The sequence below is a fragment of the Oceanisphaera pacifica genome (assembly GCF_017498065.1).
GTDB classification, from domain to species: domain Bacteria; phylum Pseudomonadota; class Gammaproteobacteria; order Enterobacterales; family Aeromonadaceae; genus Oceanimonas; species Oceanimonas pacifica.
In genome coordinates, this window is record NZ_JAGDFX010000017.1 from 54,056 (window position 1) to 75,012 (window position 20,957).

The window sequence follows — 20,957 nt, forward strand, 5'->3', positions numbered from 1 at the left end:
ATTATAGCAGCTCTAGCATTTGCTCCAACCGTGTCAGCTCTACGTGGGGCAAACACTGTAAATCATAGGCTGAGCGGCCTTGGTCATTCAGCCAAATGGCTTGGCAGCCAGCGTGTACTGCACCCGCTACATCGGTATTAATATGATCGCCAATATGTAGTATTTCAGAGCGTTGCACGCCAGTTTGCTGGGCAAGACTGTTAAACATATCGGCAGCGGGCTTCATGCGTCCATCAATACCGGCACGCAATACCGTTTTAAAGTAGGGTGCTAAGGCAGTATTTTCTAGAGGGAGATTCCCATTGGTGATCACCGCCAACTGATAACGCTGACCCAATTCAGTCAATACTTTATGGCTAGTTTCTGGCACCGTTATTTTACCGCGCTCATTTAAAAAGCCCTGATAAAACTCATCCGCCATACTCGCCGCTTCAGCCTCCCCCATGCCCTGCTGACGTAACCCCTCGCTAAGTAGGCGCATACGCAATGCGCTTACATTGTGGCTAAGTTCGGGCTCAAGCTGCAAAATTTGCCGTTTAATCGCCGCTAAGTTTTCGCCGCTCAACAACGTTGACTCAGGCCTATGATGTTTTAGCGCCTGTAACAACCAAGCTTCGGCCGCTACTATTACCGGCACGTTATCGTACAAGGTGTCATCTAAGTCGAAACTAATCACCTTTACTTGTGTTAATCGTTTATAAAAACGCATGAAAATCCTTAATACATAAAGCGATAAGCCATCAGCTTTCAGCTGTCAGTTAAGGGCAATATCACAAACATTCAGCTACACCGAACTAATCTTTAGCTGACAGCTTACGGCTGAAAGCTGACAGCTAGCTTTTGTCGCGTTTCGCTCTGGGGTGTGCGTTGTCGTAGGCGTTGGCGAGATGTTGAAAGTCTAGGTGAGTATAAATTTGGGTGGTGGCTAAATCGGCATGACCGAGTAATTCTTGCACCGCGCGTAAGTCGCCGCTGGATTCCAACATATGGGTGGCAAATGAATGGCGTAACTTGTGGGGGTGGATATGGCTGGATAACGACTGTTTACCGCCCCACTCGGCCATGCGTAATTGCACACTACGGTGGCTAATGCGCCGCTGGCGTTGACTCACAAATAAGGCAAACTCTTCACCACCAGCCAAAGTTGGCCGTACAGCCAGCCACTTATGCAGCCACTCTAATGCCATGCGCCCCACGGGTAAAATACGCTCTTTATTACCTTTACCTATTACTCGTACTTGACGTTCTGCAAACTGAATATCACCCACATTTAAGTCGACAAGTTCGGCCAAACGTAAGCCCGATGAATACATTAGCTCCATAATAGCGCGATCGCGCACCGCTAATGGGTCTGACTCATCCATATTCATCAGCTGATGCAGCTCATCAACGTCGAGATTTTTTGGTAATGGCCGACCTTGCTTAGGTGCACTCACGCCGCGAGCCGGGTTGGCTTGTAATTGACCTTGTAAGATCAACCAATCACAAAAGCTGCGTAACGCGCTAAGCTTAGTGGCAATAGAGCGCGGCGATAAGCCTTTTTTATGCATACGCGTGGCAATACCACGCACATGATTAACGGTTAGCGCCGGCCAAGCTGTGAGCGAGAGTTCACTCAGTTGCTCGGCCATATCATTTAAGTTACGGCCATAAGCGCTGCGAGTATTAACGCTTAATTGCCGCTCTACTCGCAGATATTCCAAAAAGCGCTCAATCACGCTCACCAGCTCGTCTTTAGCTCCCCTCGCCTCTTTAGTCACCACTGGGCTCCTGTGCAATAAGTTTGGGAAGTATCTGCGCCAGCACCTCAGCTAACTGGTTAATGAGTAAGGTGTCCATGCCGGTTCCATAATGGCCACCATCGGCACTGCCAAAAGCCAGCAAGCCCATTTCGCCATGATGCCCAATACGAATAAGCGCACAAGAATTGACGAGTGAGTCTTGAAATAAGCGCCGCTTTTCTTCTTTACCCAGTCGCCCTAAATACACCATTTGGCTGCTCATACGCTCTTGATATAAACGCGCTAACGGCTCACTGGCGGTTTTATCAGCCTGCACAAAGGTACGCGCATCTAAAATAAGACGTACGGCAGGCACCCGCAGCTTATCTTGCAGTGTACGACGAATATATGACTCAAGCTCAGTAACGCTGGTGCATTTAAATAACTGCGGTATCAAGTCCATATAGACTCGAAAAATACGCTCGTTATCACTGGCCACCGTCATTAGCTCTGTGATGTCATCTTCTAACTCATAAATGCGCAGCCGCTGTTGTTCTAACTTAGCTTCAACTAACGACAAACTGCCCCTTTGTGCATGAGGCAGGCGTAGTTGTCTAAGTAGGCTTGGGTTGCGTGCAAAAAAATGCGGTTCATCCTGTAAATATTCAGCAATGGTTGCATCATCTAGCGCTACCGCCTCATTCGGGCTGATATCGCTTGCTTGTTCGCTCATAAATTAATGTGTCCGTCATAAACATGTTCAGCCGGCCCCGTCATATACACGGGGTTACCTGGTCCTTGCCAAGCAACAATCAGCTCACCACAAGGGAACTTGACGCTCACTCTGTCTGCCAGTTTCCCCCAGATCATACCCATTATTGCTGCGGCACAGGCGCCTGTGCCATGCGACCGAGTTTCACCTGTACCACGCCCGTGCACCCTGAGTTTAATTTCGCGAGCATTAATAATTTGCATAAAGCCGACATTAACGCCAGACGGAAAACGCTCATGATCTTCTAATTCAGGGCCAAGGCTGGCAATGGAGCAGGTATCAATATTGTCCACTTCAATAACACAATGCGGATTGCCCAATGACACCACGCCACAAAGTACCGTTTGCAAAGCGGAGGGAACCAAGTAGGTTTTTTCGGCCTTTTGCGCCTTAAAAGGAATTTTCCCTGGCTCAAACTCTGGCACACCCAGATTGACCGTCACCTTATGATCTTTTTCAAGCTGTAATATGATGCTGCCTTTTTGGGTGCTCATACTAATGCGGTCTCTATGAATCAAGCCCTTAGCACGAACAAAACGAGCAATACAGCGCGCCCCATTACCACATTGCTCAGACTCGCTACCATCGGCGTTAAATATACGATAGTGAAAATCAAGATCGGGATCATAAGGTGGCTCAACCAGCAATAACTGATCAAAACCAATACCAAAATGACGATCGGCTAATTGCCTAATCACCTCGGGATTAAAGAATACCTTTTGGGTGACGGCATCGACGACTACAAAGTCATTGCCAAGCCCCTGCATTTTGGAAAATTGGATCACAAAGCTCCCCTCAGGATGCTGGTAATAAGCTTTCGTTATGCCATAAATCCGCTAATACTTCGCGTTCACGCACCACAAAGGCCTGATCGCCATCCACCATCACTTCCGCTGCACGCGGGCGGCTATTATAGTTAGAGGCCATCACAAAACCGTACGCACCTGCTGAACGTACTGCTAACAGGTCACCTTCGGTAATGGCTAGTTCGCGATCTTTACCAATAAAGTCACCGGTTTCACAGATAGGACCCACTACATCATAAACATCAGAGGGACGCTCTAAGGTTTTATCGACGGGAATAATCGCCTGCCAAGCGCTGTAGAGAGCTGGGCGAATTAAATCATTCATAGCAGCATCAACAATGGCGAAGCTTTTATCTTCATTGGGCTTTAAGTGTTCAACTCGAGTCAATAATACCCCGGCATTAGCAGCAATAGCGCGACCAGGTTCAAGCACTAAAGTGAGATCACGCCCAGCTAACTTGGCTTTTACCTGCTCAACATAATCTTTGGGCTCAGGTGGTGTTTCATTGTCATAACGCACCCCTAAACCACCGCCAACATCTAAGTGCTTAATGTGAATTTCGTCAGCAGCTAAACTATCAATTAGCACTAACAATTTATCTACAGCTTCTAAGAAAGGCGCAACTTCCGTTAATTGTGAGCCGATATGACAATCTAGGCCATGAATATCAAGGTGCTCCATGGCCGCTGCTTGGCGATAAATATCTTGCGCTTGCTCAATAGGGATACCAAACTTATTTTCTTTTAAGCCAGTCGAAATATAAGGGTGGGTGCCCGCATCTATGTCGGGGTTAACACGAATAGAAATTGGCGCTTTACGACCCATACGCCCCGCTACTTCGTTAATACGAGCCAACTCGGCAATGGATTCGACGTTGAAGCAAAAAATATTGTGCTCCAGTGCAAACTCAATTTCATCAACACGCTTACCCACGCCCGAGAAGACCACTTTACCGGCGTCGCCACCGGCTTCTAGCACACGACATAGCTCACCTTTAGAGACAATATCAAACCCCGAACCTAGACGGGCTAGCACGTTAAGCACTGCTAGGTTAGAGTTAGCTTTAACGGCATAACAAACCAGATGCTCAATATCACCGCAAGCACTATTAAAAGCATGCCAGTGGCGCTCGAGTGTTGCACGGGAGTATACATAAAGCGGCGTACCGTGTTGCTCGGCTAAGCGGCTTAAATCGCAGGCTTCACCATAAAGGCGGCCATCTTCCTGATAGTTAAAATAATCCAAGGTGTTTTCCTTTATGACTGCTGGGTTTGAGGTTGGGGTGACTCAGCTTCTGGCAGTGTTAACGGCCCTTTAAGACCGCATGCCAACAAACTTAGGCACAGCGCAACCAGTGCGGTTAATTTAAATATGTTCATAGGATGACTGTGAATATGTATCTAGGCTCTTATAATCTCATCCACACTCTCAAAAGCAATAGGAAGCAGACGATGAACGATAGTGAATTCCATGCCTTGGCAGATGCCATTTATCAGCATATAGAAGAACGCATCGATGACAGCGGTGTAGACATCGACTGCGAAACCATAGGTGGCGTTATGACGCTAACCTTTGAAAATAATATAAAGTTTGTAATTAATCGCCAAGAACCGCTCCACCAAATTTGGTTAGCCACCCGAGAAAACGGTCACCATTTTGCGCTACAAGGTGACCAGTGGATTGATAATCGCCAAGGTCACGAGTTACTTAGCTGGCTTAGCTTACAAGCCGAGCGCCAAGGTGACACTCCCCTTGCGCTCTAGCTTGTAGAATGCCGACGGCTCCCCTAAGGGAGCCGCTTTACTTACAGCTTTTATAGGGCAGAACACTTTGCTGTCCCTGTTTGGTGACAATTTCATAATACTGCGGCAAGTTAAAGTGAGCAAAACGACTTTGCCCCTCGGCTTGCTGGTTAGAGGTATAAAAACGATTAATACTTTGCACTAACTCGTCTTTACTCCCCGATACCTGACGGTAAACTTCGGCTCGATTCGCTTCATCTAAAATGTATAAGTTATAGTCACAGCCACTATCTTCAAAGAAAAACTGCATCAAGCCTTCACTAGCATAAACATCTACTACTTCAGGTACGGGTTTACCTGCTTGTTGATCAAGGCGTAATACTTTATCAGCCAAAGGGGGAATAATTGCTTGGCCACTCACAGCACGCTTTTGCACACTGACACCACGCCGCTCAAAGAAAATACTGTGCTCTTCACTGCCAAGCAATAAGGTTTTAACACTGCTATTTTGCTCTCGCGTTAAGCGCAAGCTAATACACTCTTTTAATAACTGCTCGAAACGGGTGCGGATCAGGCTGCGAAAGTTCAGGCTATAACAAAACACCTGCAGACTTTCTGGCGGTGTGGCGCCTTGATGCATTTTACCCAAGATAGTGATAAGCGCGTCAATCACGGCCATAGGGCTCGAAAAATGTAACGAACGAATTTCATCCCAAGAGTTGCGATATAATACATCCACCGAGCCCACTAAGTTTTCTAGCTGCTTACCAAAGCTAAAAGGGTCACTGGTTTTGGCATTAAACTCAATAAAACGCCGGCGCCATTCTGTGGTGGGGTCTTGCTCTAAATTAAGAAAGATACCTAACTGGCGTACTTCACAGGGGCGACTGAGGGCGATATTGCTAGGAGAAGGAGCTCGCACCGGAAAGCTCTGTGCGAGATCACGACCAAATTCTTGTAAGTGTTGTAAGTTAACGTCTGTATCTTGGTTGAATAGCTGCAGCTGGGTGTCTTGGGTTAATAAGCCATTAAAATGTACCCATGCCACTAACTTACTCACATAACCACTGTACTCTAGTGGTCTATGACCAATTAGCGCTTTGGGTGCTAAGCTCTGCTTATACAAATACCAACCTGCTTTATGCAGCCGCCCTTTAGGAACCTGCACCAAACTGATATTTTTCTCTGCTAAGTCGGGGGCAATTCTTAAGTTTATGAGCTGAACTTTACCCGGTAAGTTTTCGAAGGCGGCATAGAGTTTGCGAGATAAGATACCAATATCTTCAGGGTTAATTGACTCGCTAATATTGTTGCGCCGAGCAAATTGGATCAGGTTACGATAACTGTGCATTAGTGCTTCTAATAACTCAGCATATACCTGCTTTACCTGCTCTACTTTCCAGTTAGCTCGATTATTAAGCAGAGCAACATCTGCTTCTGTCCACCCCCAAGCAGCAACCAGCTGATTAATTTGCTCAACACGCCAAGTATTAGGCCCGTTATGAACCTTAAAGAAATCTAAATCCTCAGATACTTTTACATAAAAACAGCGACGCACCAGTTGCAGCCGCTTTTCATCACCAATGGATTTAAGATACAAGGTCACTTTTTCGAGCATCAACATATAGTGGTCTTGGCGCTCATCTAGCCGGTCGGCGGTTTGAAAGTGTGCTTTTAAATGGCGGCATAATAACTGAGTGTTAGGATACTCGTGAGAGTAGGCTTCCATTAATATCGTCTTTAGCACCGCTTTGTAGGGCGAGTCGATACTTTTATAGAGTTGCCACAGTGCTGAGCCAAAGTACTCTTCTGCCGGAATCCGGTCAAAGCCCCCCAAGTCTAACCATTCATCATGATTGAGCGTGCCATTGGCAAATTGCTCGGCTATAAAGTCATCATAATCAGGCCCAAGTTTACCCGGGGCAAACATCCATGCCAGCCGCTTACCCGCAATACACAAGTGACTGCGATAAAATTCATCCAACAATAATAAGTGCTGAGCGCTGCCACAACTTTCGCCTTGCACCGACTGCTGATTATGAGTGCGAAATTTATTATCGGGGATTAAAAATAAATTTAGTTCTACTTGGCGCTGCTCGGCCCACTGAGAAATCAACAAACATTTTTGCTGTAACCCAGCCACTCGCTCCGCATCCATGGTATGAGAATAACAAACCCATACATCTAAGTCTGACTCGCGGCTTTGGCCAATAGAAGAGGTGCTGCCCATCGAATATAAACCAAATATTTCATTATGGCTGGGGGCTAAATCTTGGTGATTATCGGCGGCTTGGCAGAGTTCGTTAATAAACTCTTGCTGGCGTTCATTAGGAAAGAAGTAACATACACCCACAGGAACATTACCTGGCACATAGCCCGGTAATAAGGGATGGTTATAATGCAGCAACACTGGCAGTAATTGAAATACTTGCTGGCCATAACGACTCATTACCGCGAGCGCATGAGCATGTTTTTGCTGATTAAATCGATCACATTGCTTTATAAGCTGGTGAAAATTCGCGTACAAGGGCATAGGCCTTTGGTGGACCGACACAGACCAATATAGGTCAAAGTGTGATCATGGTAGCAATTTGCTACTGTTTGAACAATATATGGCACTGTTTGAGTTAGCACTATTATCCCAAACCCACTTTCTCCCCTGTAATGCCTGCACAGGGATGATAATATCACTTTATTATGGACATAAGAGAAGAGTTTAAAATGGCAAATCGCACCATCCGCATCGCTACCCGTAAGAGTATGTTGGCCCTGTGGCAGGCTCAAGATGTTAAAACGCGGCTTGAACAGCTGCACCCCCACATTACCGTTGAGCTGGTGCCAATGACCACCAAGGGTGATGTGTTATTAGATACTCCCCTCGCCAAAATTGGCGGCAAAGGTTTGTTTATTAAAGAGTTAGAACAGGCCATGTTGGAAGGTAGAGCTGATATTGCCGTACACTCCATGAAAGATGTACCGGTGGAGTTTCCTGAAGGTTTAGGCTTAACGGTGATTTGCGAGCGTGACGATCCTCGTGATGCCTTTGTGTCAAATAATTACACTCATCTAGAACAACTCCCCGCAGGTGCAGTAGTAGGAACCGCAAGCCTGCGCCGCGAATGCCAAGTACGCGCTCGCTACCCACACTTAGAAGTTAAAATGCTGCGTGGTAATGTGCAAACTCGCCTGCGCAAGCTTGATGAAGGCCAGTATGACGCCATTATTTTAGCCTCCGCAGGCCTAAAGCGCTTAGAGCTACAAGAGCGTATAGCCGGCTTAATGAGCCCAGAAGACAGCTTACCCGCGAATGGCCAAGGGGCGGTCGGTATCGAATGTCGTTTAGATGATGCCGAGTTACTTGAACTATTGGCGCCTCTGGATCATCACGAAACGCGCCTACGAGTAGAAGCCGAGCGCGCCATGAATCAAGGCTTACAAGGCGGCTGCCAAGTACCCATTGGTTCTTATGCCGAGCTGCAAGGTGACCAAATTTGGTTACGTGGTTTAGTCGGTCGCCCCGACGGCACCGAAGTGATTTATGAAGAAGCCACCGGCCCTGCTACCCAAGGGAAAACAATAGGTGCCGAGATGGCTAAGCGACTATTAGCTCGTGGAGCCGATAAGATTTTAGCCGAGGTATATCAAGCATGATCCCACTGGTGGTTCGCCCAGAGCCTCAAGCAACAAGCTTGAGCCAGGCCTTATGTGCGGCTGGCCACCAGCCAGTCTCGACGCCGTTACTTAGCTTTATTGAAGGAAGGGAATTAGCGCAACTTCCTCAGTTGCTGGGTCAGTTATCGGAACACGATTATGTGATAGCAGTCAGCGTACACGCAGTCGATTTTACCGATAATGCGCTACAAGAATATCATTTAACTTGGCCTAGTGTGCACTATATTGCAGTAGGTGAAGCCACCGGTAATGCCTTTACCAAGGTGGGTGTTACCGGTGCGGCGGTTCCTGATGATCCTCGCTCTGAAGGCATTATTGCGCTACCGGGATTAGAGCTGCTAGCCGGCCGCCGGGTAGTAATTTTACGCGGTGACGGTGGGCGGCATATGATAGCGCCCACCTTGACCGAGAGAGGCGCACATGTCGATTATTGTGAGGTATATCGCCGTCAATATAGTTCAGACCCAAATGACAGCTTCGTTAAAAGCTGGCAGAGTAAGCAAGTGGACAGTATTATTATCACCAGTGGGGGTTTGCTGAATCACATTGTTCAGCTAGCAACCAACAACCATGCAAAGGACTGGCTGCTAAGCCGTTTATTGATTGTTCCCAGTATCCGCGTAGTGTTAGAAGCCAAGGCGCTGGGTTTCACTCAGATCATAAATGCAGAAGGTGCATCCAATCAGGCCCTGATTGCCGCTCTGGATGAGAGGACACGCAATGACAGATAAAACTGATAATAACCAAGAGCATAAAAAATCATCTCTCGAGAATAACGATCAACAAGGTGTAGCAAGCTCGGCGTCTGAGCAAGCAAAGCTTAAGTCGCAAAGCGCTACGCCTAACGAAAAAGTGCCCGAGTCAAAGGCAACAGAGCCCGAGCCCAAAAAGTCTGCCTCACCAAAAGCCACGGTTCCCCCATCGTCTGAGCCGACTAAAGCGTCATCATCGGGCAAGGTGTTGGCGATTGTTGCCATTATTATTGCGATTATATTAGCTGCTGTACTTTACTGGCACGGTCATAATCAGTCATTGGAGCAAGCTCAAAAAATTGAGCAACTTCAACAACAGATGAGCCAACAACAGCAGCAACTGCAAGACTCGCTACAGACAGCCGAAAGTAAGCAAGCTAAGCAGCTAGCCAATGTAGCCAGCCAGCAAGACAGCCTCAATGAGCGTATTGAAGGCGTCTCACGCAAGGTATTAGATCTTGATAGTAAACGCCCTAACGACTGGATGTTGGCAGAAGCTGAGTATTTAGTTCGTATGGCGGGCCGTAAGCTCTGGTTAGAGCAAGATGCCGTGGCTGCCGCCATGATGTTAGCCAACGCTGATGAACGCCTTGCGGCAATAAACGATCCAAGCTTAGCGCCAATTCGCCGTGCTTTAGCCAGCGATATTGCCAGCATTAAGTCGGTTAAAAAAGTGGATCGCGAAGGCTTTGTTATCAAGCTTAATAGCCTGATTGAACAGGTTGATAAGCTCAGCTTAGACGGTGTCATTATGGCTCGCGCCGAAGAGCCAGACTTTAGCGTATCTGAGTCGGTTGGCGACTGGAAAGACAACTTAAAGAAAAGCTGGGCCAGCTTTAGCGATGAGTTTGTTACCGTGCGCCGTCGAGATGGCAATGTACAAGCGTTGTTATCGCCACAGCAACACTGGTATTTAAACGAAAATCTTAAAGGTAAGTTGTTACAAGCCCAGTTGGCCGTATATCGCGAGCAGCAAGAGATTTATGACAGCTCTCTCGCACAATCGGCTCAGTGGTTACAAGAATACTTTGCTGATGACAGTGTGCGCCAAGCCATGCTTGAACAACTAGAGCAACTAAACGACAAGCAAATTAATGTGGATTACCCTGAGCAACTCACCGCACAAGGTAGTTTAAAGCAACTGCTTGATGACAGGCTACAACGCCTATTAACCGGCCAGTAAGGGGAAGTCTATGATCCGTCTTGCGATTATCATCGTCATTCTGGCTGCCGGCCTTATCATAGGCCCAGATATTAGCGGTCAGCAGGGCTATATGCTGTTAGCTTTAGGTGATTACACCATTGAAACCACTGCCACTATATTTTTTATTAGCATAATATTGTTCTATGTTGCACTACTGGTTATTGAGTGGTTATTAGGTCGCATTCTAGGCATGGGACATAAAACGCGGTACTGGTTTGTAAGTCGCCGCCGCCGTAAAGCACTTAATTACACCCAAAGTGGTATGCAGGCGCTGGTGGCAGAAGATTATGCCGTTGCCGAAAAAATGCTGCTAAAAGGCACCAAAGGCAATGATTTAGCATTGTTGAACTACCTAAATGCTGCCACCGCTGCTCAGGAATTAGGCCATGATACTAAGCGTGACGACTATTTACGTCTAGCCCAAGAGCAAAACCCTGATGCTGGTTTAGCCGTGGGCCTAACGCAAACTCGCCTACAGTATCAACATGGACAATTAGAGTTAGCACTCGCAGGTGTGCAACAGCTAAGCCAAGAATATGGTAACCACCCCGCTTTGCTTAAGTTGCAAAAAGACATTTACTTAGCAACCGGCCAATGGCAGCCGCTAATAAGTACACTAGATACTTTGGCCAGCCAAGGCTTGATTGAAACCACTGAGCAAGAAGCGCTCAAGCAACAAGCGTATGTCGGCTGGTTTAATGACACAGCCACAACTAATGGCAGTGCTGGTTTAATCGCCTTGTGGCAAGGTTTATCTCGTAAAGAGAAGTATCACGTCGATATTCTAGTACCGTTATGCGAGCGTTTAATTACATTAAATGCCGATAAAGATGCCTTACAGTTGTTATTGGACGGCTTAAGTAAGAAAACCGATCCCCGCCTGTTAGCTTGCATGGCTCAGTTACAGCTAGAAGATTATCACCCGCTGTTAGCTACGCTAGAAAAGAAAGCCAATAAAGAGCCATCGGCCGAGCTACATTCAACTTTAGGTCAGCTGTATCTAAAAGACCATAAGCCAGAACAAGCCGAGCAACACTTACAACAAGCGATTGCCCTACAAGCCTGCGCTAATGATTACCTGTTATTGGCTAAGCTTGCCGAGCAACGCCAAGACGTGGCTCAAGCCAACGAGTACTATCGCCATAGCTTGGGGTTAACAACCGCAGTGGCACTGGTTACGCCTGAGACAGCCCCTGAAACGGAATCTGAAACAGAGCCCGAAACAAAGCAGAAAGCGATAACTGGTTAAAACTGACCGCTATAAAAACCAAAAAGGAGCCGCAAGGCTCCTTTTTTATTTACTGCGAATAAATTCACCCCAATAAAGTACTCTTTTTAGATCTTACTTATTAAGTGTTTGTCTTGGCTGATAGCTTACAGCTGACGGCTGACAGCTGCCTTTAACCTTTGTAGAGCTTAATTAGCGTCGCGGGATCTCGCTCTAAAAAGCCTTTACTGCCATGTTGGCGCATCAACTGCGCTGCCAAGCCAGACATAGGTACGGCTGTGCCCTCTTGCTTGCTTTGACTAACTGCCATATCTAAGTCTTTTAATAGCGTGCGCACATGCCACTTAGGATCTGGGTCTAACTCTGCCGCCATTAGTGGGCCAGTGATCTGCATCGGCTTAGAATCAGCAAAACCACCGGCTAATGCATCAGGAATCTTTTCCGCATCCACACCACAAGCCTTAGCCAACGCCGTCATCTCGGCCAAGACCATTAAGTTACAGCCCACTATCATCTGATTACAAACTTTAGTCACCTGACCGGCACCGACAGGACCCATGTGGGTTACGCGCTGTGATAAAGGAGCTAACAATGGCTGAATGCGCTCAATATCAGCCGCCTCGCCACCACACATAATGGCTAAGGTACCTTGCTCTGCGCCAGCCACGCCACCAGAAACCGGCGAGTCGACCCAGTTCATACCACAACGCTCTTTTAGCTTGGCAGCAAAGTCACGCGTGGCTTGGGGGGCTGAACTAGAAAAATCAACCAATAGTTGATCAGCACAGCCAAATTCACTCACCCCAGCATTACCAAATACCACTTTCTCAACAACCTCGGTGTTAGCCACACATAACAACACCACATCTACTTGCTTAACCAAGTCACCAATACTGCCAGCAACGCTCGCTCCAGCAGCTTTCACTTCGGCTAACTTGTCTGGGCTACGGTTCCATACCGACACCTCAAAACCAGCCTGCAGCAAGCGCTGTGTCATCGGCTTACCCATCAATCCTATTCCGATAAAGCCCAGTTTCATTATTCCCTCTCCCTGTTGGCCATATTGTTAGTCTGGTAATAACAAATTCTGCGGTCCATAGCCAAACACTACCGACTCTGTCGGTATTTTATCCCAATACAGCCACGACGACATAGCTTGATACCCCACGTCTTACCACCCTAATCACACCCATCAGTATTCGACCAACAATTGAAATTAAAATAGTTTTTTTAAAACTGTGCCACTTACACTAGACGTACCTTACACACTGCGATATAATCGGCACAGGGCACAGCTTTTAGTTCTAGATGTCTATTTTTTCAGACCTTTTAGTTCCTTAATTGGCATACACACCCAGAGACGTTCGTCTCCGCCCGAATCTGTATACGAATTTTATCTGAAACAGTTTTACATTTTTCAAGCAAATCAATACTCGCAGGCTATAAACTGCAGCGGTTGATAAATCGACTCCGTCCCCTGACCTGTGCCTGCGCACGTGGACTTTCGAGAGCATTCTGCTATTTTCAGTTTATAACCCTGTTCGTCAGGGAAACCGGCTGATATTTCGGTGCCGGAGCTGTGTTGGGATCATAAAAAGGTATTTGATGGCATGACAGTTTTCTCTTATATGCCCCTAAAACAACGGGCAGTCGTGGATTCAGGGCATCGTTTTGATTCCGGCCGTCACTGGGCGGCCTCCTTAACATTGGGGTTTGGCGCCCGCACGGACGGTGACACCACCATCACCAGCATGATCAAAGCTCATCATTTTGGCCCCTTGCGCGTGCAGAGACCCTTTTATCCAGAAGGCCGTGACGGCTGTAGTCATGTGTACCTGTTGCACCCGCCTGGTGGTCTGGTCAGTGGCGATGCACTCAGCGTTAATGTCACAGTAGCGACAGGTGCCCACGCCCTGTTAACCACGCCTTCTGCCAATAAGCTTTATAAAGCCGACAGTAACGGAGTCGCCTGGACTCAGCACACCCACCTAAAAGTGGCTGATGGCGCTACGCTGGAATGGTTACCTCAGGAAACTCTGGCTTTCGACGGCTCCCGGGGCGAGCAAACCTTTATTATTGAGTTGGAAGACAATGCAAAATGTCTGGGCTGGGAAATTCTTGGCCTCGGTCGTCCTGCCAGCGAGTTGCCGTTTGTCAGTGGCCAACTCGAACAACGCTTTCAGGTTACCCGCAATGGCCGCCCCTTGTGGTTAGAGCGTCAATCTCTAGACCCCTGCCATCGCCGGTTCGCCGGAAAGTGGGGACAGGGCGGGGCCACAGTACACGCTACCTTGTGGGCAGTTGGTCTAGCCGACCCCGCTGAAGCCATAGCAGCAATACGTGCACAGCTGCCCGCCAACTGTCGCTGGGCGGCGACTTATCGCCGAGGTGTACTGTTAGTTCGTTACCTCGGTCATGAACGCAACGAAGTATGGGATTTGTTTCAACAGGCGCGCGTCATTTTGCGCCCGCGGCTGACCGGACACGAGGCCACCGTGCCTAGGATATGGCTGACCTGATTATTCACGCCAAAGCAGCTGCTTTGGCGCCGATCTGCGCCTATGCTTGTTCAATGGCATAGGCCATCAATACAGAACGTCGACGACTACGGAGTTAGCGATGGAATTAACACCAAGAGATAAAGACAAATTGCTGTTGTTTACAGCGGGGCTGCTTGCCGAGCGCCGCAAGGCCAAAGGCCTCAAGCTGAACTACCCTGAATCAATCGCACTGATCAGTTGCTTCATCATGGAAGGTGCTCGCGAGGGTCGCACCGTGGCGGACATGATGAGTGCCGGCCGTGAAGTACTGACCCGTGACGATGTCATGGAAGGCGTGCCTGAGATGATTCAAGATGTACAGGTCGAAGCCACCTTTCCTGACGGGACCAAGCTGGTCACCGTTCATCACCCCATAGTCTGAGGAGACTCGCCATGATCCCCGGTGAATATCAGCTGCAGCGTGATGACATCGAACTGTGCGTCGATCGTGACAGCATTACCATCAGTGTCGCCAACACCGGCGACCGCCCAGTACAGGTCGGCTCCCATTATCACTTTGCCGAGACTAACCCAGCGTTACGATTTGATCGCAAAAAAGCCTATGGCCATCGCCTGGGCATTGCGTCAGGCACGGCTATTCGTTTTGAACCGGGCCAGACCCGCGATGTTCCTCTTATACCGTACTCTGGCCTACGCCACATCTACGGTTTTCGTGGCGAGGTCATGGGGCCTCTGGACAAGAACCCGAAGAAGGGAGCAGTAAAATGAGAATTTCCCGTCAAGCCTATGCGGACATGTATGGCCCAACGACCGGTGACAGGATCCGCCTGGGCGATACCGAATTGTGGATCGAAATAGAACACGACCATACCCATTACGGCGAAGAAGTCATGTTTGGTGGCGGTAAGGTCATTCGTGATGGCATGGGTCAGAGCCAGCGTTGTGACGATGCGGTCATGGACACGGTGATCACCAACGTCATCATCATCGACTGGTGGGGCATTGTTAAGGCCGATGTGGGCTTGAAGCATGGCCGCATCGCCGCCATCGGCAAGGCCGGTAACCCAGATACCCAGCCCGATGTCGACATAGTGATCGGTGCCGGTACCGAAATTATCGCCGGTGAAGGCCGCATCCTCACCGCAGGCGCGGTCGACACCCACGTGCATTACATTTGCCCGCAGCAGGTCGATGAAGCCCTGATGAGTGGCCTGACCACCATGATAGGTGGCGGCACCGGGCCGGCGACCGGCTCTGTCGCCACCACGCACACCCCCGGCCCCTGGCATCTGGGCAAGATGATGCAGGCGGTGGATGATTTGCCGATCAACATCGGTTTTCTCGGCAAAGGCAGTGCCAGTACCCCGGAAGCGCTGGAGCAGCAGGTCAAGGCCGGAGCCATGAGCCTGAAAATCCACGAAGACTGGGGCGCTGCACCGGCTTCCATCAGCAATGCGCTGGACGTGGCCGATCGCTACGACATCCAGATTGCCATTCACGCCGACAGCCTGAACGAGTCCGGTTTTGTGGAGGACACCCTTGAGTCTTTCAAGGACAGGTGTATTCACACCTACCACACCGAAGGGGCCGGGGGGGGCCACGCGCCCGATATCATTACCGCCTGTGCACTGCCCAACGTCTTGCCGTCGTCTACCAACCCGACGCGCCCTTACACCATCAACACCGTCGATGAACATCTCGACATGCTGATGGTCTGCCACAACCTGGATCCGAACATTCCGGAAGACGTGGCTTTTGCCGATTCGCGGATCCGCCGCGAGACCATCGCCGCCGAGGACATTCTCCACGACATGGGGGTCATTTCGATGATCTCGTCGGACTCCCAGGCCATGGGCCGGATTGGTGAGGTGGTATGTCGCACTTGGCAGACCGCGCACAAAATGCGTCTGCAGCGCGGCTTGCTGCCGGAAGATCAGGAGCGGGGCACCGACAACTTCCGAGTGAAGCGCTATGTCGCCAAATACACCATCAATCCGGCGATAACCCACGGTGTAGGCCACGAAGTCGGCTCCATCGAAATCGGCAAGCTGGCGGATCTGGTGTTGTGGCGGCCCCCCTTCTTCGGGGTCAAGCCAGAACTAGTGCTTAAAGGCGGCATGATCGCCGGTGCGGCAATGGGTGATCCTAACGGCTCTATTTCCACGCCACAGCCGGTACATTACCGCCGCATGTTTGGCGCCTATGGTCGGGCGGCGGCGGCAACTCGGATGACCTTTGTCAGCCAAGCTGCCATGAACACCGGACTGGAGGAAAAGCTGGGGCTGAAGAGTCCGCTGGTGGCGGTGAAAAATGTCCGCCAGGTGCGTAAAGTCGATATGAAGCTGAACGACGCCTGTCCGAAACTGACGGTGGACCCGCAAACTTACGAGGTGCACGCCGACGGCGTTCTGTTGACCTGTGAGCCCCTGTCTGAAGTACCACTGGCCCAGCGTTATCACCTATTCTGAACCGCTTGCAAGGATATATAGATGCTTGAATTAATAAAAAGAATCGACAGCAATACTCAAGCCGAGGTGCAGGATACCCTGACCTTGCCCTACGAGCTGCGCATTCGTGGCCGCCTGAAGGCAGTGACCGATAACGGCCGCGATGTCGGCCTCTTCCTCGATCGTGGTCCCGTACTGCGTCACGGCGACCTATTGCAGGCCAGCAGCGGCGAAGTGATCCGTGTTTGTGCCGCCGACGAGCCGGTCGCCACCGCCTACATCGAAAACGGTCTGCCGCTGGCACGACTGTGCTACCACTTGGGTAACCGCCACGTGTCCCTCGCCCTTGGCGCAGATGCGGACGGCCGCCATTGGGTACGCTTCCCGCCGGACTACGTACTGGAAGAGCTGGCGGAGCTGCTGGGGGCCACCCTGAGCCACCACGAGGCGCCGTTTGATCCGGAATCCGGTGCTTACGCACAGGCCGGTCGTGAGCACGCTCATTCTCATGCTCACTCTCACGGGCATGATCACGATCACTCCCATGGGCACTCTCATGACGACGACCATAATCATGCACACTGAGAGCCAGCCAGTCGTGGCCAGCGATCTGGCGCTGCTGGGGCTGATGCAACTGATCAGCCCGGCCCTGCCGATTGGTGCCTTCGCCTGGTCTCAGGGGCTGGAAAGCGCCTTCGAGCTGGGCTGGGTACGCAACGAGCAGGAGCTAGGCGAGTGGCTGGAAGGGGTACTCGACGATGGCCTGACCCGCTGCGAATTACCCCTGCTGGCACGGCTGCAGAACTGCTGGGCCAAAGGCGACGGCGAGGGGCTGACATTCTGGAACGACTGGCTGCACGCCAACCGCGAAACCGCCGAGCTCAGCGATGAAGACACGCGTTTGGGGCTGGCCTTGACCCGCTTGCTCACTAGCCTGTCACTGCAACCGCAAGCCGAGCTGGGGCATGCCCCACTGCCGGAAGAGCCCGGTTACGTCACCATGTTTGCCTGGGCAGCACACCAGCGGCAGGTGCCGGTGCGCCAGACTTTGCTTGGCTTTGTCTGGGGCTGGCTAGAAAACCAGCTCGCGGTGGCGTGCAAAGCCATGCCTCTGGGGCACACAGCCGCGCAACGCCTGAACGAGCAACTGCGCCCCAAAATGGTGGCTGGGGTTGAAACCGCATTGGCGTTAACCGACGAGCAACTGGGCCCGATTCTGCCGGGGCTTGCCCTTGGCAGTGCCCAGCATGAAACCCAGTATTCACGATTATTCCGAAGCTAATCGCTTCGACCACACTGAAGGAAAAGTCGCAATGAAACATTGTTTACGAATAGGCGTAGGTGGCCCGGTAGGTTCCGGAAAAACCGCTTTGTTACGCCAGTTGTGCAAGGCATTGAAAGACCACTACAACATCGCCGTGGTTACCAACGACATCTACACCCGTGAAGATGCCGACTTTCTGCTGAAGCACGACGCCCTGCCGGCAGATCGCATTCTCGGCGTAGAAACCGGCGGCTGTCCACACACCGCTATTCGCGAAGATGCCTCCATGAACCTAGCGGCGATTGATGACCTGCAAAGTCGTCACCCCGACCTGGAGTTGGTGCTGGTGGAATCCGGCGGCGACAACCTGGCAGCCACCTTCAGCCCGGAGTTGTCTGACCTGACTCTGTACGTGATCGACGTCTCCGCCGGCGACAAGATCCCCCGTAAAGGCGGCCCTGGTATCACCAAGTCTGATTTACTGATTATCAACAAAATCGACATTGCCGAATACGTGCATGCTTCGCTGGATGTAATGGAACGAGACTCCAAAAAAATGCGCGGCGAACGCCCATTCATCTTCGCCAACCTGTATGACGGCGTTGGCCTGGAAGAAATTATCAGCTTCATTCTGAAGCAGGGCATGTTGCCCGAGCGTCGGCCCGGAAAAATCGGCAGCACCAGCTGATTACCCAAATCTTAGTTAAAAAAGTAATCAATAACCTAATAGTAAAATGTATAAATTAACGGAGAACACCATGAACAAAATGACCAAGTTACTGATGGCAGTGGGCCTAATGCTAACCACCACAGTCGCCTTCGCCCACCCCGGCCATGGCATACTGCATACCCACAACGATTTTCTCAATGGTTTGCTACATCCTATGATGGGCATTGACCACCTGCTGGCCATGGCCGCCATCGGTTTCTGGAGCTTCCGCCAGAGCACCACCATGAGAAATGGCACCCCCCTGTTTGTGGTAGGTGGCATGATAGTGGGCGCGGCTCTGGCCTGGGGCGGCCTGAATTTGGCCGGTGTGGAAACCGGCATCGCCATGTCGGTACTGCTGGCCGGCGTACTGATCGCTACCATGGCCAAGCTACCCACCGCCATTGGCGGCACCCTGGTCACCTTGTTCATGATTACCCACGGCTACGCCCATGGTACCGAAATGACTGCTGGCGCTAACTTGCTGTCTTACATGGTCGGTTTCGTTATTGCCACCCTGGCCATTACCTTTGCCGGCCGTTACCTGGGTGCTGCCATGCAGAAAGCCGACAACCGTATTACCCGTACCTTAGGTGGTGTAGTTGCAGTAATTGGTGGTGTACTGGCTGCTGGTTGAACCCCGCTGAAACCGTAAGCTGCCCACAGGGCAAGTCCAACAAGCCGCACGGACTTCGTGCGGCTTTTTAAGTTTAGGGGCCCCATATTGAATCATTATCCGCTCTGAATGAGCCAAAAAGACAGATAGTGGAACCAAGTCAAACTGAAACCCAGTTAACTTTATACAAACAGGAGTTATATCGATATGAGTAACATTATTATCAAACGCTCGATAAACACAGAACAGGCACCAATAAATTCTGTATCTACACAGTCCGTTGCCTTCTCTCATTACAATAATATTTCGGCTCAATTGCCCGTTTCACCTGATACCGGTGAAATTGTGGCTGTTGATATTACTGCTCAGGCAAAACAGTGCTTTGAGAACATCAAGGCCATTGTAGAAAACATCGACCACGTGATGGACGATGTAGTCAAAATCAATATTTTTCTGAAGAACATAGCGGACATTGACGCTGTCGATGCCGTATATGCCAGCTTCTTCCAGAACTACCTTCCCGTACGAACGACAGTCGCAGTCGATGCTTTACCACTGGAAGGAGCCCTGCTGCAGGTGGATGCCCTGATCTCGAACGGTGAAGGGACCACTCCACAAGCGCCTTGCGATTTGGTCAAGGTGGCCAAAAACACGGAAAACGCACCGGTCAGCCCGACTTCTACCCACACGGTAGCGTTTTCTCACTACAACAATATATCCGCTCAATTACCTGTGGACCCAAAAACGGGTGAGCTGATAACGGGTGGGGTAAAAGAGCAAACCGCGCAGTGCCTGAAGAACATCAAGGCCATTCTGGAAAGCATCGATGTGCCCTTTGACGATATCGTCAAGGTCAACATCTTCCTGAAAGACCTGGCAGATATGGATGCCGTCAACAAGGTCTACAGCACCTTTTTCCCAGACTCGGCCATCGCCAGAACCCTGGCTTACGTTCCTGCCCGGTCCATCGTTGCCGCTTCCGCTTTACCTATTGATGCGTTGGTACAAATTGATGCGGTTGTGTCACACGGCGATGGCACCCCCCCACAAGCCGTTGAAGACAGACATGGCATCGTCATCAAGGCAAACAACACCGACAAGGCTCCAAAGTGTGCTTTATCTACACAGACTGTCGCGTTTTCTCATTACAATCACATTTCAGCTCAATTACCTTTGGATCCAAAAACGGGTGCAGTGGTAGTGGGTGATGTAACAGAGCAAGCAAAGCAATGCTTAACAAACATTAAAGCGATTGTAGAAAGTATCGGCCACGTGATGGACGATGCGGTTAAAATCAATATCCAGCTGAAAAACATCGCCGATATTGATGCTGTAAACACCGTTTACACCACTTTCTTCAACAGCGATCTTCCTGCAAGAACTGTCGTGGGCGTATCAGCTATCCCGATGGATGCTCTGGTACAAATTGACGCCGTTATTTCCAACGCCGAAGGCACCCCTCCCGCTGTATAAGCGTGACTCAGAGTTGATCACAGTCTGTATCTCTGGTTTTCAGGCAGAC

Annotated in this window: 22 protein-coding genes; 14 read left to right on the forward strand and 8 right to left on the reverse strand. The window is 50.1% G+C overall.

Annotated elements, in window-relative coordinates:
• Position 1 precedes the first annotated feature (1 nt).
• The 6 genes from J3U76_RS13075 to lptM all read right to left on the reverse strand — a co-directional run bounded on the left by J3U76_RS13075 (position 2) and on the right by lptM (position 4,679).
• Positions 2-709: an HAD-IA family hydrolase gene (locus J3U76_RS13075; protein WP_208006420.1), complete on the reverse strand. Its 708-nt coding sequence runs from the start codon at positions 707-709 to the stop codon at positions 2-4.
• Positions 710-833: 124 nt separating this feature from the next.
• Complete coding sequence (gene xerC, locus J3U76_RS13080; RefSeq protein WP_341534353.1) at positions 834-1,760, reverse strand: tyrosine recombinase XerC; 927 nt, start codon at positions 1,758-1,760, stop codon at positions 834-836.
• Positions 1,753-2,454, reverse strand: a complete 702-nt coding sequence (locus tag J3U76_RS13085) for a DUF484 family protein (RefSeq protein WP_208006422.1) — start codon at positions 2,452-2,454, stop codon at positions 1,753-1,755. Before J3U76_RS13085 ends, xerC begins: the two co-directional genes overlap by 8 nt.
• Complete coding sequence (dapF, locus tag J3U76_RS13090) at positions 2,451-3,278, reverse strand: diaminopimelate epimerase (RefSeq protein ID WP_341534354.1); 828 nt, start codon at positions 3,276-3,278, stop codon at positions 2,451-2,453. The genes J3U76_RS13085 and dapF overlap by 4 nt, the downstream gene beginning before the upstream one ends.
• Positions 3,279-3,288: 10 nt before the next feature.
• Complete coding sequence (gene lysA / locus J3U76_RS13095) at positions 3,289-4,545, reverse strand: diaminopimelate decarboxylase (protein WP_208006423.1); 1,257 nt, start codon at positions 4,543-4,545, stop codon at positions 3,289-3,291.
• Between the two features lie 11 nt (positions 4,546-4,556).
• Positions 4,557-4,679: an LPS translocon maturation chaperone LptM gene (gene lptM, locus J3U76_RS14555; protein ID WP_243454254.1), complete on the reverse strand. Its 123-nt coding sequence runs from the start codon at positions 4,677-4,679 to the stop codon at positions 4,557-4,559.
• Between the two features lie 72 nt (positions 4,680-4,751).
• On the opposite strand from lptM, the gene cyaY reads away from it, so the two are divergent.
• Positions 4,752-5,063, forward strand: coding sequence for an iron donor protein CyaY (gene cyaY / locus J3U76_RS13100; RefSeq protein ID WP_208006424.1), 312 nt, complete (start codon positions 4,752-4,754; stop codon positions 5,061-5,063).
• A gap of 37 nt (positions 5,064-5,100) precedes the next feature.
• On the opposite strand, the gene J3U76_RS13105 is transcribed toward cyaY, so the two are convergent.
• A complete protein-coding gene (locus J3U76_RS13105) occupies positions 5,101-7,569 on the reverse strand; it encodes a class I adenylate cyclase (RefSeq protein ID WP_243454255.1) in 2,469 nt (822 codons plus the stop codon).
• A 194-nt stretch (positions 7,570-7,763) separates the two neighbouring features.
• Here J3U76_RS13105 and hemC point away from each other — a divergent pair, with 194 nt between their 5' ends.
• Genes hemC through J3U76_RS13125 form a run of 4 tightly spaced genes read left to right on the forward strand, consistent with a single transcriptional unit; the run spans position 7,764 to position 11,919 of the window.
• Positions 7,764-8,693, forward strand: a complete 930-nt coding sequence (gene hemC, locus J3U76_RS13110; RefSeq protein ID WP_208006426.1) for a hydroxymethylbilane synthase — start codon at positions 7,764-7,766, stop codon at positions 8,691-8,693.
• The gene (locus tag J3U76_RS13115; protein WP_208006427.1) at positions 8,690-9,445 is read left to right on the forward strand and encodes a uroporphyrinogen-III synthase; all 756 of its coding nucleotides are present in this window, start codon (positions 8,690-8,692) and stop codon (positions 9,443-9,445) included. Before hemC ends, J3U76_RS13115 begins: the two co-directional genes overlap by 4 nt.
• Positions 9,435-10,649 (forward strand): uroporphyrinogen-III C-methyltransferase, encoded by a 1,215-nt coding sequence (locus J3U76_RS13120; protein WP_208006428.1) that lies wholly within the window; start codon positions 9,435-9,437, stop codon positions 10,647-10,649. The genes J3U76_RS13115 and J3U76_RS13120 overlap by 11 nt, the downstream gene beginning before the upstream one ends.
• A 10-nt stretch (positions 10,650-10,659) precedes the next feature.
• On the forward strand, positions 10,660-11,919 hold the full coding sequence (locus J3U76_RS13125) for a heme biosynthesis HemY N-terminal domain-containing protein (protein WP_208006429.1): 1,260 nt from the start codon (positions 10,660-10,662) through the stop codon (positions 11,917-11,919).
• Between the two features lie 151 nt (positions 11,920-12,070).
• Here the strand turns inward: J3U76_RS13125 and J3U76_RS13130 are convergent, their stop codons facing one another.
• Positions 12,071-12,937, reverse strand: coding sequence for an NAD(P)-dependent oxidoreductase (locus tag J3U76_RS13130; protein WP_208006430.1), 867 nt, complete (start codon positions 12,935-12,937; stop codon positions 12,071-12,073).
• A 571-nt stretch (positions 12,938-13,508) separates the two neighbouring features.
• On the opposite strand from J3U76_RS13130, the gene J3U76_RS13135 reads away from it, so the two are divergent.
• The 9 genes from J3U76_RS13135 to J3U76_RS13175 all read left to right on the forward strand — a co-directional run bounded on the left by J3U76_RS13135 (position 13,509) and on the right by J3U76_RS13175 (position 20,908).
• Positions 13,509-14,417 (forward strand): urease accessory protein UreD, encoded by a 909-nt coding sequence (locus J3U76_RS13135; protein ID WP_208006431.1) that lies wholly within the window; start codon positions 13,509-13,511, stop codon positions 14,415-14,417.
• 100 nt (positions 14,418-14,517) lie between these two features.
• Positions 14,518-14,820, forward strand: a complete 303-nt coding sequence (gene ureA, locus J3U76_RS13140; RefSeq protein WP_208006432.1) for an urease subunit gamma — start codon at positions 14,518-14,520, stop codon at positions 14,818-14,820.
• A gap of 11 nt (positions 14,821-14,831) precedes the next feature.
• The gene (locus J3U76_RS13145) at positions 14,832-15,167 is read left to right on the forward strand and encodes an urease subunit beta (protein WP_208006433.1); all 336 of its coding nucleotides are present in this window, start codon (positions 14,832-14,834) and stop codon (positions 15,165-15,167) included.
• Positions 15,164-16,867 carry an urease subunit alpha gene (gene ureC, locus J3U76_RS13150; protein WP_208006434.1) on the forward strand — a complete coding sequence of 568 codons (1,704 nt, stop codon included), beginning with the start codon at positions 15,164-15,166 and terminating at the stop codon, positions 16,865-16,867. The genes J3U76_RS13145 and ureC overlap by 4 nt, the downstream gene beginning before the upstream one ends.
• Before the next feature lie 21 nt (positions 16,868-16,888).
• Entirely contained in the window at positions 16,889-17,431 is a 543-nt protein-coding gene (gene ureE / locus J3U76_RS13155; protein ID WP_208006435.1) for an urease accessory protein UreE, read from the forward strand.
• On the forward strand, positions 17,403-18,128 hold the full coding sequence (locus J3U76_RS13160; RefSeq protein ID WP_208006436.1) for an urease accessory protein UreF: 726 nt from the start codon (positions 17,403-17,405) through the stop codon (positions 18,126-18,128). The genes ureE and J3U76_RS13160 overlap by 29 nt, the downstream gene beginning before the upstream one ends.
• A complete protein-coding gene (ureG, locus tag J3U76_RS13165) occupies positions 18,094-18,798 on the forward strand; it encodes an urease accessory protein UreG (protein WP_341534355.1) in 705 nt (234 codons plus the stop codon). Before J3U76_RS13160 ends, ureG begins: the two co-directional genes overlap by 35 nt.
• 70 nt (positions 18,799-18,868) lie before the next feature.
• Complete coding sequence (locus J3U76_RS13170) at positions 18,869-19,456, forward strand: HupE/UreJ family protein (protein WP_208006437.1); 588 nt, start codon at positions 18,869-18,871, stop codon at positions 19,454-19,456.
• Positions 19,457-19,642: 186 nt separating this feature from the next.
• Positions 19,643-20,908, forward strand: coding sequence for a RidA family protein (locus J3U76_RS13175; protein WP_208006438.1), 1,266 nt, complete (start codon positions 19,643-19,645; stop codon positions 20,906-20,908).
• Positions 20,909-20,957 lie beyond the last annotated feature (49 nt).

What these genes read in the sequence shown, in the direction of transcription:
- J3U76_RS13135 (WP_208006431.1), top strand. Translation starts at nt 13,509, where the DNA reads ATGACAGTTTTCTCTTATATGCCCCTAAAACAACGGGCAGTCGTGGAT.
- J3U76_RS13175 (WP_208006438.1), top strand. Translation starts at nt 19,643, where the DNA reads ATGAGTAACATTATTATCAAACGCTCGATAAACACAGAACAGGCACCA.
- J3U76_RS13130 (WP_208006430.1), bottom strand. Translation starts at nt 12,937, where the DNA reads ATGAAACTGGGCTTTATCGGAATAGGATTGATGGGTAAGCCGATGACA.
- lptM (WP_243454254.1), bottom strand. Translation starts at nt 4,679, where the DNA reads ATGAACATATTTAAATTAACCGCACTGGTTGCGCTGTGCCTAAGTTTG.
- ureE (WP_208006435.1), top strand. Translation starts at nt 16,889, where the DNA reads ATGCTTGAATTAATAAAAAGAATCGACAGCAATACTCAAGCCGAGGTG.
- J3U76_RS13125 (WP_208006429.1), top strand. Translation starts at nt 10,660, where the DNA reads ATGATCCGTCTTGCGATTATCATCGTCATTCTGGCTGCCGGCCTTATC.
- ureA (WP_208006432.1), top strand. Translation starts at nt 14,518, where the DNA reads ATGGAATTAACACCAAGAGATAAAGACAAATTGCTGTTGTTTACAGCG.
- hemC (WP_208006426.1), top strand. Translation starts at nt 7,764, where the DNA reads ATGGCAAATCGCACCATCCGCATCGCTACCCGTAAGAGTATGTTGGCC.
- ureC (WP_208006434.1), top strand. Translation starts at nt 15,164, where the DNA reads ATGAGAATTTCCCGTCAAGCCTATGCGGACATGTATGGCCCAACGACC.
- J3U76_RS13120 (WP_208006428.1), top strand. Translation starts at nt 9,435, where the DNA reads ATGACAGATAAAACTGATAATAACCAAGAGCATAAAAAATCATCTCTC.
- J3U76_RS13160 (WP_208006436.1), top strand. Translation starts at nt 17,403, where the DNA reads ATGACGACGACCATAATCATGCACACTGAGAGCCAGCCAGTCGTGGCC.
- cyaY (WP_208006424.1), top strand. Translation starts at nt 4,752, where the DNA reads ATGAACGATAGTGAATTCCATGCCTTGGCAGATGCCATTTATCAGCAT.
- J3U76_RS13075 (WP_208006420.1), bottom strand. Translation starts at nt 709, where the DNA reads ATGCGTTTTTATAAACGATTAACACAAGTAAAGGTGATTAGTTTCGAC.
- J3U76_RS13085 (WP_208006422.1), bottom strand. Translation starts at nt 2,454, where the DNA reads ATGAGCGAACAAGCAAGCGATATCAGCCCGAATGAGGCGGTAGCGCTA.
- ureG (WP_341534355.1), top strand. Translation starts at nt 18,094, where the DNA reads ATGAAACCCAGTATTCACGATTATTCCGAAGCTAATCGCTTCGACCAC.
- J3U76_RS13170 (WP_208006437.1), top strand. Translation starts at nt 18,869, where the DNA reads ATGAACAAAATGACCAAGTTACTGATGGCAGTGGGCCTAATGCTAACC.
- J3U76_RS13145 (WP_208006433.1), top strand. Translation starts at nt 14,832, where the DNA reads ATGATCCCCGGTGAATATCAGCTGCAGCGTGATGACATCGAACTGTGC.
- J3U76_RS13115 (WP_208006427.1), top strand. Translation starts at nt 8,690, where the DNA reads ATGATCCCACTGGTGGTTCGCCCAGAGCCTCAAGCAACAAGCTTGAGC.